Origin of the sequence: Allorhizobium undicola ORS 992 = ATCC 700741, from assembly GCF_000621665.1 — a bacterium.
Classification (GTDB): Bacteria; Pseudomonadota; Alphaproteobacteria; order Rhizobiales; family Rhizobiaceae; genus Allorhizobium; species Allorhizobium undicola.
In genome coordinates, this window is the sequence record NZ_JHXQ01000003.1 from 246,488 (window position 1) to 258,157 (window position 11,670).

General features: G+C 58.1%; 12 protein-coding genes. All 12 read left to right on the forward strand.

Annotation, left to right across the window (positions count from 1 at the left end):
* The first annotated feature begins 13 nt into the window (after nt 1-13).
* The 12 genes from flgA to T424_RS0105235 all read left to right on the forward strand — a co-directional run bounded on the left by flgA (nt 14) and on the right by T424_RS0105235 (nt 11,668).
* Nucleotides 14-499 (forward strand): flagellar basal body P-ring formation chaperone FlgA, encoded by a 486-nt coding sequence (gene flgA, locus T424_RS0105180; protein WP_027486775.1) that lies wholly within the window; start codon nt 14-16, stop codon nt 497-499.
* Nucleotides 496-1,614 (forward strand): flagellar basal body P-ring protein FlgI, encoded by a 1,119-nt coding sequence (locus tag T424_RS0105185; RefSeq protein WP_027486776.1) that lies wholly within the window; start codon nt 496-498, stop codon nt 1,612-1,614. Before flgA ends, T424_RS0105185 begins: the two co-directional genes overlap by 4 nt.
* Nucleotides 1,611-2,141: a MotE family protein gene (locus T424_RS0105190; RefSeq protein ID WP_051558800.1), complete on the forward strand. Its 531-nt coding sequence runs from the start codon at nt 1,611-1,613 to the stop codon at nt 2,139-2,141. Before T424_RS0105185 ends, T424_RS0105190 begins: the two co-directional genes overlap by 4 nt.
* Nucleotides 2,138-2,851, forward strand: a complete 714-nt coding sequence (flgH, locus tag T424_RS0105195; protein ID WP_027486778.1) for a flagellar basal body L-ring protein FlgH — start codon at nt 2,138-2,140, stop codon at nt 2,849-2,851. Before T424_RS0105190 ends, flgH begins: the two co-directional genes overlap by 4 nt.
* Nucleotides 2,852-2,959: 108 nt before the next feature.
* Nucleotides 2,960-3,469: a flagellar basal body-associated FliL family protein gene (locus T424_RS0105200; RefSeq protein ID WP_027486779.1), complete on the forward strand. Its 510-nt coding sequence runs from the start codon at nt 2,960-2,962 to the stop codon at nt 3,467-3,469.
* Entirely contained in the window at nt 3,466-4,203 is a 738-nt protein-coding gene (gene fliP / locus T424_RS0105205) for a flagellar type III secretion system pore protein FliP (protein ID WP_027486780.1), read from the forward strand. Before T424_RS0105200 ends, fliP begins: the two co-directional genes overlap by 4 nt.
* Nucleotides 4,204-4,478: 275 nt before the next feature.
* Nucleotides 4,479-5,435 (forward strand): flagellin N-terminal helical domain-containing protein, encoded by a 957-nt coding sequence (locus T424_RS0105210; RefSeq protein WP_027486781.1) that lies wholly within the window; start codon nt 4,479-4,481, stop codon nt 5,433-5,435.
* A 255-nt stretch (nt 5,436-5,690) separates the two neighbouring features.
* Nucleotides 5,691-6,650, forward strand: a complete 960-nt coding sequence (locus T424_RS0105215) for a flagellin N-terminal helical domain-containing protein (protein ID WP_027486782.1) — start codon at nt 5,691-5,693, stop codon at nt 6,648-6,650.
* Between the two features lie 387 nt (nt 6,651-7,037).
* Nucleotides 7,038-8,003 (forward strand): flagellin N-terminal helical domain-containing protein, encoded by a 966-nt coding sequence (locus T424_RS0105220; RefSeq protein ID WP_027486783.1) that lies wholly within the window; start codon nt 7,038-7,040, stop codon nt 8,001-8,003.
* A gap of 277 nt (nt 8,004-8,280) precedes the next feature.
* Nucleotides 8,281-9,243, forward strand: coding sequence for a flagellin N-terminal helical domain-containing protein (locus T424_RS0105225; RefSeq protein WP_027486784.1), 963 nt, complete (start codon nt 8,281-8,283; stop codon nt 9,241-9,243).
* A 476-nt stretch (nt 9,244-9,719) separates the two neighbouring features.
* The gene (locus T424_RS0105230) at nt 9,720-10,367 is read left to right on the forward strand and encodes a FliH/SctL family protein (RefSeq protein ID WP_027486785.1); all 648 of its coding nucleotides are present in this window, start codon (nt 9,720-9,722) and stop codon (nt 10,365-10,367) included.
* Nucleotides 10,364-11,668, forward strand: a complete 1,305-nt coding sequence (locus T424_RS0105235; RefSeq protein WP_027486786.1) for a MotB family protein — start codon at nt 10,364-10,366, stop codon at nt 11,666-11,668. The genes T424_RS0105230 and T424_RS0105235 overlap by 4 nt, the downstream gene beginning before the upstream one ends.
* The last annotated feature ends 2 nt before the right edge of the window (nt 11,669-11,670 follow it).

The window sequence follows — 11,670 nt, forward strand, 5'->3', positions numbered from 1 at the left end:
CGGGAGGGCAAACATGATGTTTCGCCGGATGAAAGACAGGATTTCGACCGCAGGCGCTTGCCTTGCCGTCGCGCTCGGCCTGGCCTTTATGCCGGGGCCGGCGGCAGCGCAGGATCGCTATGCCGTGGTGCCGCGGGACATCATCTATCCCGGTGCCGCCATTTCGCCCAGCCAGCTGGATGTGGTGAAGGTCACGAACCCCAATCTTTCCGGGGGCTATGCGGCCGACCCCAAGGAAGTGATCGGCATGTTATCGACCAAGACGCTGCTTGCCGGGCGCACCATTCCGCTGGCGGTGCTGAAAAGGCCTTACGCGGTCACGCGCGGCGACAGGCTGAAGCTGGTGTTCAACATCGGCAATCTCACCATTTCCGCCGCAGGCAGCCCGATGGACGACGCCAATATCGGCGATGTCATCCGCGTCAGAAATCTCGATTCCGGCCAGATCGTTACAGGAACGGTCATGGCCGACGGCACAGTGCAGGTCATGGCAAAATGAAGCTTCGCTTTCCTTCCATCGCAGTCATGATCGCGCTGGCGCTGGCATTTGCCGCGCCCGCCTTTGCCCAGCAGGGCTCCCGCATCAAGGACATCGCCTCGCTGCAATCGGGCCGTGACAACCAGCTGATCGGCTATGGTCTGGTGGTGGGCCTGCAAGGCACGGGCGACAGCCTGCGCTCATCGCCCTTCACCGAGCAATCCATGCGTGCCATGCTGCAAAATCTCGGCATCTCCACGCAGGGCGGCCAGTCGGCCGCCAAGAACGTGGCCGCCGTCATGGTAACGGCCAATCTGCCACCTTTCGCAAGTCCCGGCAGCCGCATCGATGCCAGCGTCAGTTCGCTCGGCGATGCCACGTCGCTTCGCGGCGGAACGCTCGTCATGACGTCTCTTTCCGGTGCCGATGGCCAGATTTACGCCGTGGCGCAGGGCTCGGTCGTGGTGTCCGGCTTCACCGCGCAGGGACAGGCCTCCACGGTAACGGAGGGCGTGACCACGGCGGGCCGCGTGCCGAACGGTGCGATCATCGAGCGCGAACTGCCTTCGAAGTTCAAGGATTCGGCCAATCTGGTGCTGCAATTGCGCAATCCGGATTTCTCGACCGCCCTTGGCATGGCGCGCCGTATCAATGCCTATGCCCAGAGCACCTTCGGAAGCCGCATCGCTGAAGCCCGCGACAGCCAGGAAGTGGTGGTGCAGAAGCCCGCGACCGCGGACCTGACACAGCTGATGGCCGAGATCGAAAATCTGATGGTGGAAACCGATACGCCCGCCAAGGTCGTGATCAACGAGCGCACCGGCACGATCGTCATCGGTGCCGATGTTCGGGTCTCCAAGGTGGCGGTGAGCTATGGCACGCTGACCGTGCAGGTCAACGAAACACCGCAGGTGGTGCAGCCCAACGCATTTTCCAACGGCCGGACCGCCGTGCAGCCTCAGACCGACATTGTTGCCAGCAAGGACGGCGGCAAGGTGGCGACCCTGGACGGTCCCGATCTCAGGACGCTGGTGGCCGGGCTCAACAATATCGGCGTGAAGCCTGACGGCATCATCGCCATCCTGCAAGGCATCAAGTCTGCGGGCGCCCTTCAAGCGGAGCTGGTACTGCAATGATCGATGAACGCCTTTTTTCCCGGCTGAAGCGAAATCAGGGCTTCGTGCTTGCTTTTGGCATCGTTCTGCTCTCCGCCCTTCCGGGCGCGTCGCAGCAGGTCATACCCGCCGGAAACGCCAGCGCCGATGACATTCAACGGTTCTGCACCAGCATTGCCGATCCTGCCCGCGACCAGCGCTACCTGCTGCAAAAGCAGGATCTTGAAAAGTTGCAGGCAGATGTGAACGAGCGCATCGCCACGCTGGAGCAGCGCCGGGCCGAATATCAGGACTGGCTGACCCGCCGTGACCAGTTCATGCATCAGGCGCAAGCCGGGCTCGTGGACATCTACAAGAACATGAAGCCCGATGCGGCAGCCCCTCAACTGGCCAAGGTTGACGTCATGCTGGCGGCCGCCATCATCATGAAGCTTCCTGCCAAGCAGTCGAGCCTCATCCTGACCGAAATGGATCCGCAGCAGGCCGCCCAGGTGGCAGGCATCATGTCCAGCGCGGCAGATCCCAATACTTCGAAGGACCCATCATGAGCAAACGCAGCGCTGTGCTGTTCCTCTCCGTCGCTTTGGCAGGGTGCGGGAACCAGACCCTCAAGGAAGTCGGCAATGCGCCCGCCATGAGCCCGATCGGCAGCGGCCTGACCTATAGTCAGGCGCCGCAGCTTTCCTCCTATCCCAAACAGGCAAAGGCCGTCAGCAACGGCTATTCGCTGTGGAGCGACAATCAGGCCGCGCTGTTCAAGGATTCGCGCGCACTGCATGTGGGCGACCTGCTGACGGTCAATATCTCGATTGCCGACAAGGCCAAGTTCTCGAACGATACCAAGCGCGAGCGCACCAATGCGACGTCGCTCAAGTGGTCGTCCGCCATCAATCTCTTCGGCCTGAAGGCACCGGATGCCGATGGAGACATGAGTACGGATTCCTCGACATCGACCGATGGCAAGGGGTCTATCAACCGCTCCGAATCGCTGACGCTGAAGGTTGCGGCCATCGTCACCGGCATTCTCGAAAACGGCAATCTGCTGATCAGCGGTTCGCAGGAAGTGCGCGTCAACCACGAAATCCGTATTCTGAACGTTGCCGGTATCGTGCGGCCGCAGGACGTGGATTCCAGCAATACGATTTCCTACGAAAAGATCGCCGAAGCCCGCATTTCCTATGGCGGACGTGGCCGTCTGACCGAAATCCAGCAGCCGCCTGTGGGACAACAGGTGGTGGACATGTTCTCGCCCTTCTGATGACACGGGCGGCGCCTGCCGCCGCCTTGTCACACCTGCGGGGTGATGGATTGAAACTTGCTGCATGGCTGCGCGCGGGCGCAGCCTCTTCCCTGATCGGATATTGCCATGGCAGATGTACCGGCACTCGAAGGCCCGCCGAAAAAGGCTTCACCAATCCTGCTGATCGCGGCTCTCGCCGGTCTTACCGTGGCGGGCGCGGGCGGTGGCTGGCTTGTGGGCACCATGGTCGCGCCGAAGGTGAAGCAGGCGGAAGAGGCCCAGAAAAAGGCCGAGGATCCGCACGCCGCCAAAAAGAAAGGCGAGGAGGGCCTGCCCAAAATGCCGGGGGAGGCTGCCGGTGTTCTGCAACTGGATCCCATCACCACCAATCTTGCCTATCCTTCCGAAAGCTGGATAAGGCTGGAGGTTGCCCTGGTTTTCAAGGGTGCTGCCGATGCGGGGCTGGCGGAAAGCATCCATCAGGACATCATGTCCTATATGCGCACCGTCTCGTTGCAGCAGATCCAGGGGCCACGTGGCTTTGAATATTTACGGGAAGACATCCAGGAGCGAGTTGACCTTCGCTCCGAAGGGCGCGTATCCAAGGTGATCTTTAGGACGTTTGTGATCGAATGATTCGATACCTCATACTGATCGCCGCAATGATTGCGGTCCCGGAACTTGCCCAGGCGCAGCAGCTTCCGGCAAACCTCCTGAATGCACCGGTCGATGGGTCGGTTGCTGCCTGGATTATCCGTACGTTCGGACTGCTGACCGTTCTTTCGGTCGCCCCCGGTATATTGATCATGGTGACGAGCTTTCCGCGCTTCGTCATCGCCTTCTCCATCCTGCGTTCCGGGATGGGGCTTTCCACCACCCCCTCCAACATGATCCTCACCAGCCTTGCGCTGTTCATGACCTTTTATGTCATGACGCCAACCATGGATCAGGCGTGGAAAGACGGGGTTCGCCCGCTTCTGGATAACCAGATCACCGAGGCAGAGGCCGTTCAGCGTATTGCAGAACCCTTTCGCACCTTCATGACCCGCAATACCCGTGACAAGGACATGAAACTGTTCATCGACCTTGCCCGCGAACGAGGCCAGACGCCGGTCGTGGACGAGAAAATCGATTACCGCGTGCTTGTTCCGGCCTTCATGCTTTCTGAAATCCGCCGTGGTTTCGAGATCGGCTTCCTGATCATCCTGCCCTTCCTGGTCATCGACATGGTGGTTTCCACCATCACCATGGCCATGGGTATGATGATGTTGCCGCCTACCTCCATCTCCTTGCCGTTCAAGATACTCTTCTTCGTGCTGATCGACGGCTGGAATCTATTGGTGGGAAGCCTGGTGCGTTCCTTTTCGTAAACCATAGACGTTTACACAATATCAGGCGTGTTTCTCAGCTCTCTGTAAACTATAGATTTGCAAGTCTGGCCCGATCTTATGGTTAAGTGCCAAAACGGCACTGATTCACCTGCGATTCACTATTCTTTTTGAGGCTCGTTTAATTCGCTCGTGGTTTGTTTGATCTCAGAGACGAGTTAATCTCGAAGACCAGTTAATTGACATGACGTCGATCGTCTCTGCCGGTAGTCAACCCGGCATGTCCCTCTTTGTTTTCAGTATCAAGGGACAGACCCATGACGAGCATCAATACGAACAATTCCGCTATCGCCGCCCTCAAGACCCTGCGTTCCATCAGCGACCAGCTCGACACCACGCAGAGCCACATTTCTTCGGGCTACAAGGTCGGCAGCGCTTCCGACAACGCCGCTTACTGGTCGATCGCCACCACCATGCGCTCCGACAACAAGGCGCTCGGCGCCGTGCAGGACGCGCTGGGCATGGGCGCAGCCAAGGTCGATACCGCGTCCACCGGTATGGAAGCTGCCATCGACGTCGTTTCCGACATCAAGGCCAAGCTGGTTGCCGCCCGCGAACCCGGCGTTGACAAGGACAAGATCAACAAGGAACTGACCGAGCTGAAGAACCAGCTGACGTCGATTTCCAAGTCTGCTTCCTTCAACGGCGAAAACTGGCTGTACAGCGACTCCGCTGCTGGCTCCACCCAGGAAATGGTTGGCTCCTTCGTTCGTGACTCTTCCGGCAACGTTTCCGTCAAGACGATCACTTTCGACTCGTCCGACTCCATGCTCATCAACGACAACGCTGCTGCCGACGGCCTTCTGACGGCTGGCACCAGCGCTACCGTTGCCACCGGTACGACGACCACCACCGCCACCTATTACCTGATCAGCTCGTCTGCTGGCACGGGTTCGGGCACGGAAGTCTCGCTGACCACCAGCACGAGCGACTTCGAAGTTGACAGCATGATCTCCTCCGTCGATGCCATGCTGACCAGCATGACGGATGCGGCGGCAACGATCGGTGCGACCAAGTCGCGTATCAATAGCCAGAGCGATTTCGCCAAGGACCTCAGCGACACGCTGACCGAAGGCGTTGGCAAGCTGGTCGATGCCGACATGAACGAGGAATCCACCAAGCTGAAGGCATTGCAGACGCAGCAGCAGCTTGGCATTCAGGCACTGTCGATCGCCAACTCCAACTCCGAAAACGTGCTTTCGCTGTTCCGCTAATCGCAAGCGTCAGGCAAATGGGAACGGTCGGTCTTGCCGGCCGTTTCCAGTTTTCCGGTGGTTGTATCAGGACAACAAAAATAAATTTTTGGCTTCAGCAAATGTTAACCCTGTTGGTGTTGAATGAAGACATCAAGACGACGGGTTAATCACTTGTAAATATAGATTAATCGCATGAAGCTTTCCGTCGTCTGCCGGGTAAAGTAATAGTTCCGGAATGTCCCTTCAGTTACTTGTCGCCAAGGGGCACTAGATATGACGAGCATTATCACCAACAATTCTGCTATTTCGGCACTGAACACTCTGCGTTCCATCTCCTCTGAGATGAGCACCACGCAGAACCGTATTTCTTCGGGCTATAAGGTCGAGAACGCCTCTGACAACGCTGCTTACTGGTCGATCGCAACCACCATGCGTTCCGACAACAAGGCGTTGGGCGCCGTACAGGACGCTATCGGTCTCGGCGCTGCCAAGACGGACACCGCCTACACCGGCATGGAAGCTGCCATTGACGTCGTTTCCGACATCAAGGCCAAGCTGGTTGCCGCTCGCGAGCCCGGCGTTGACAAGGACAAGATCAACAAGGAACTGACCGAGCTGAAGAACCAGCTGACGTCGATCTCCAAGTCTGCTTCCTTCAACGGCGAAAACTGGCTGTACAGCGACTCCGCTGCTGGCTCCACCCAGGAAATGGTTGGCTCCTTCGTTCGCGACGCATCCGGCAACGTGTCGGTCAAGACGATCACCTTCGATACGTCCGACTCCATGCTCATCAACGACAACGCTTCTGCCGACGGCCTTCTGACGGCTGGCACCAGCGCCACTGTTGCCACGGGCACGACGACCACCACCGCCACCTACTACCTGATCAGCTCGTCTGCTGGCACGGGTTCGGGCACGGAAGTCTCGCTGACCACCAGCACGAGCGAATTCGAAATCGACGGCATGATCTCCTCCGTCGATGCCATGCTGACCAGCATGACGGATGCTGGCGCCACCATCGGTGCGACCACGTCTCGCCTGAAAATGCAGGATGCCTTTGTGGCCGACCTCAGCGACACCATCGACACCGGCGTTGGCCGACTGGTGGATGCCGACATGAACGAGGAATCCACCAAGCTGAAGGCCCTGCAAACGCAGCAGCAGCTGGGCATTCAGTCCCTGTCGATTGCAAACTCCAACTCGCAGTCGATCCTGTCGCTCTTCCAAGGCTGATATATTACCGAGACAGAACCTTCGAAGCCGCAGCGCAAGCTGCGGCTTCTTTTGTTTTCGCATTGGATAAATTTGAGCGCCAGCGCGTCGTTTTCGATCCGTGACGTGTCTCGGCGGATGTTCGTAAACCAGGCAAGCAGTTGGTTTTCCACCTTCCTGGCTCTTCAAAGACAAAAGCCTTTCACGAGAAAATTAATCTCTTTTGATTTTTATAGTTAATTTTTCATCTGCGTTTAATCTTCATTAACTCTCTTGGTGTTTTCTGAGCTCACCAAAACGTTGGGCCTGGCGGGAAAGAAGAAGCCAAGGCGGGCATGAAGCTGACCAATGTTGCCGGTTGAAACCCGGTCTGTCCCGGCTATTCCAAGACCTCAAGGGGCACTCAATATGACGAGCTTGATGACGAACACTTCCGCAATTGCGGCTCTGAACACCCTGCGTTCGATTTCCGACGAGATGAATACCACTCAGAACCGTGTTTCCTCGGGCTACAAGGTCGAGAACGCCTCTGACAACGCTGCTTACTGGTCGATCGCAACCACCATGCGTTCCGACAACAAGGCGCTGAGCGCCGTTCAGGACGCTATCGGTCTCGGCGCCGCCAAGACGGACACCGCCTACACCGGCATGGAATCGGCCATCGACGTTGTTTCCGACATCAAGGCCAAGCTGGTTGCCGCTCGCGAGCCCGGCGTTGACAAGGAAAAGATCAACAAGGAACTGACCGAGCTGAAGAACCAGCTGACGTCGATCTCCAAGTCTGCTTCTTTCAACGGCGAAAACTGGCTGTATGAAGCCACCAACGCCACTGGCAGCACGCAGGAAATGGTTGGCTCCTTTGTTCGTGACTCGGCCGGCAACGTTTCTGTCAAGACGATCACCTTCGATACGACCGACTCGATCCTTATCAACGATAACGCTGCCTCCGGCGGTCTGCTGACGGGCGGCACGAGCGCCACCGTTGCCACCGGCACGACGACCACCACCGCCACCTACTACCTGATCAGCTCTTCGGCTGGCACGGGTTCGGGCACGGAAGTCACGCTGACCTCTTCAACGAGCGAATTCGAAATCGATGGCATGATCTCCTCCGTCGATGCCATGCTCCAGAACATGACGGATGCGGGCGCCACCATCGGTGCGACCACGTCTCGCCTGAAAATGCAGGATGCCTTTGTGGCCGACCTCAGCGACACCATCGATACCGGCGTTGGCCGACTGGTGGATGCCGACATGAACGAGGAATCCACGAAGCTGAAGGCCCTGCAAACGCAGCAGCAGCTCGGCATCCAGTCCCTGTCGATCGCAAACTCCAACTCGCAGTCGGTTCTCTCGCTCTTCCAGGGCGGCTGATACCTCAATCAGACCGATTTACGAAGGCCGCAGCGCAAGCTGCGGCTTTTTTCGTTTTTGCCACCGTCGCCGCTTGAAAAAATTCATCTTTCGTTTAGACAGATTAAGAGTTTCCTAACAGCGTTAACGATTTGTTAACTACTTTTGTTTAGGTTAACAAAAAGTAAAACGTTGGGCTGGCTGCCAGGGCAAGAATGTAGCCGGACTGCATGATGCAAACCAACGTTGCCGGTTCACGCATAATCCGGCATGTCCCGTAACCAGGATGGGGCATATAATGACCAGCATCATGACCAATTCGGCCGCCATGGCGGCGCTGCAAACCCTCCGTTCGATCGACCAGAACATGCAGACCACGCAGGCCCGGATTTCCTCGGGCTACAAGGTCGAAACGGCTGCCGATAACGCCGCCTACTGGTCGATTGCAACGACCATGCGCTCAGATAATCAGGCACTTCAGACGGTGCAGGATGCCTTGGGGCTTGCAGCTTCCAAATCGGATACCGCCTATACCGGACTCGAATCAGCCGTTGACGTCGTCAGCGAAATCAAGAGCAAGCTGGTGGCTGCGCGCGAACCGGGCGTGGACAAGGAAAAGATCAACGCTGAAATCAGCGAACTCAAGAACCAGCTCGAATCGATTGCCGAATCGGCCTCCTTCTCCGGCGAGAACTGGTTGTACAACGAGGAATCGACCGATCCCGGCACCAAGGAAATGGTTGGCTCCTTCAACCGCGCCAGTGATGGCAGCGTGTCGGTGACAACGTTGAAGTTCAATACCGAAAATTCGGTGTTGATTGACACTTATAATGCCGAACGCGGTATCCTGACCCGCTCGACTTTGGCCACCTACAGCACAGGCACGACGACCACCACGGGTTCCTACTATCTGCTGAATGCCGATTCGACCACGAGCAGCTCGGCCACCGAAATCACCCTGACCACCAGCATGAGCGATGCCGATCTCGATGGCATGATTTCCGCCGTCGATACCATGTTGCAGACGCTGACCGATTCGGCCTCGACACTGGGTGCGATCAGCAGCCGTATCGACATGCAGAACAACTTCGTCGCCGACCTCAGCGATACGATCGAAACCGGCGTGGGCCGACTGGTCGATGCCGACATGAACGAGGAATCGACCAAGATCAAGGCGCTGCAAACCCAGCAGCAACTGGGTATTCAGGCCCTGTCGATCGCCAATACCAATGCGGAGAGCATTCTCAAGCTCTTCCAGTAAATTGCTCAGCAACCTGGCCCGCGTGGCAAAGGCGCGGGCGTCCTTTCCGGGCAGGGAAGGGGCAAAATCAGGTGGCAGTTTCCTTTCGAAATTCTGCCATGCCGCCGGTCATCGGCATCTGGTGGAACTGTTGGACCGCGCAACTGCCCTGGCGCGGTCCAACGCCGTTCTGGCATCGGACCAGGAAGGCCAGTTCCGAAAGTTAAGAAGTGTTTACCGCATTCGAATAACCTTCGCGCAAGTTTGCCTCCCTAGTTTCGCAGACAACGGCCTGTCCTTTCTTGGCAATTGCACGGGAATGCAGGCGAGGCATCGCGCTTGAAGCGATCGATGCCGGAAGCCAGGACCCGGAAGCAAGGTGCAGGTCCGGTTTAACGCACCATGCTCCAACGGCCGGATGGACCGCGGCCGGGGTTATTCGAAATCGAACGAGGCTGGTCATTGTCCATGACGCCTTTTGCCAGGGATATTCCGTGATGAGCATGACGCTTGCGCATTATCTGAAGGATTTTTCAGCGCCTGAGCCGCCACCGCTGTCGCTGGATGAGGGGGCCTTCGGCGATCTCTCCTTCGAGGATGACGCACCTCTGCTGGAATTGCCGCAACCCGACCCGGTGGATATCGAGGCCGAGCGGGCGCAGGCTCATGCGGAAGGTTACGAGGCGGCAACGCGAGAGCTCAGTCACAAACACGCCGGCGAGATGCTCGCACTGGAAGAGGCCCATCAGCAGGCGATGCGCGAGCTGATGGAAAAGCAGGCCGAGCTTCTCTCTAGCAATCTGGCGACTGGTCTGGAAAAGCTGGTTTCCGCTCTGGCCGCAAGCATCGGGGAACAGGCCGTCACGGCCATTGCGCCCTTTTTGTCCGATCTCTTGCGGGAAAAGGCCGTCGCAGACCTCGCGGCGCTCATTCAAATGGCCATCAATGAAGGCGAGGCTGGCCTGATAACCGTTCACGGTCCGGTGCGGCTTTTCGATCTTCTGAAGGCGAAGATGCCCGATCATCTGGAAATGCTTCGTCATGTCGAGGCCGACGACCTCGATCTTTCCGTTGATGTTAACGATAGTGCGCTGGTGACACGCATCTCGGCGTGGACCGCGAGCTTGAAGAAAGTTCTGGAATGAGTGACGCCGAAAACCACCACCACGGCAAGAATGAGATCATCATCAAGCGCCACGCCGGTGGCGATCATGGTGGCCATCACGGCGGCGCGTGGAAGATTGCCTATGCCGACTTCATGACGGCGATGATGGCATTCTTTCTGGTCATGTGGCTGGTCAATGCCGCCAATGAAAAGACCAAGGCATCGGTCGCCAGCTATTTCAATCCCATCAAGCTTGCGGATGAAAAACCAACGGCCAAGGGCGTGAAAAAGCCGGTCGATCAGGCAGAGGGCGAAGAGCAGAAGGAACGTTCCAAGATCAAGGAGCAGGATGAAACGGTGGGCAAGGCTGCCGCGACCGGCGAGGACATGACCTCGACTTCCGGCGACAAACCGCTTTATTCAGAGGCCGATCTTTTCGAAAATCCCTATTCCGTTCTTGCGGAAATTGCTCAGGAAGTCGGGCAGCAGGCCAATGTCAGCGCCAAGGGCGAGGGCGGGGCAAGCGACTCCGGGCCTTCGACCGGCGCTTCCGGCGGCGAGGCTTATCGCGATCCTTTCGATCCGGATTTCTGGAGCAAGCAGCTTGCATCGCCGCGCAATCAGCAGGCAATGGCGGCTTCGCAGGACAGCCAGGCACAGGCGGCAGCGGCCGAACAGGCCAATCAGGCGCAATCCCCTTTCGAATTCAAGGCTGATGGCACAGTACAAAAGGTCGAGGCCTCCGAGCCGCCGGTGCCCACCGAGCAGCAGGTCGCCATGGCTGTGCCAAAGCCCCGCCCCGACAACGCCGCAGCGGATGCAAAGACCGGCCAGAGCGATAAGCAGGACGCAGGCAAGCAGGCCGAACAACAGGCGGAAAAGCAGGCGGAAGAGCTGAAGAAGCAGATCGAGGCGGACATCGCCGGCGTTTCCGGCAAGCTGGCGGAAGGGTTGACGGTAACGCCCGCCGAAGGTGGCCTGCTGGTGACATTGAGCGACCAGAGTGAGCAACCCATGTTCGACGTCGGTTCGGCTGTTCCGCGCAAGGAAATGGTGCTGGCCATGGAAAAGATCGGCCGTCTGCTGGCCGCGCGCTCTGGCGCCGTGCTGATTAGAGGCCATACGGATGCCCGCCCTTTCAAGGCGAAGGACAAGGACAATTGGAGCCTTTCGATGGATCGCGCCCACGCGGCCTATTACATGCTGGTGCGCGGTGGTCTTGATGAAAGCCGGATCAAGCAGGTCTCGGGCTTTGCCGATCGCAGGCTTTTGAAGCCGGACCAGCCTATGGCCGATGCCAATCGCCGTATCGAAATCCTCGTGCAGGGCGGTGAAGGATAAGC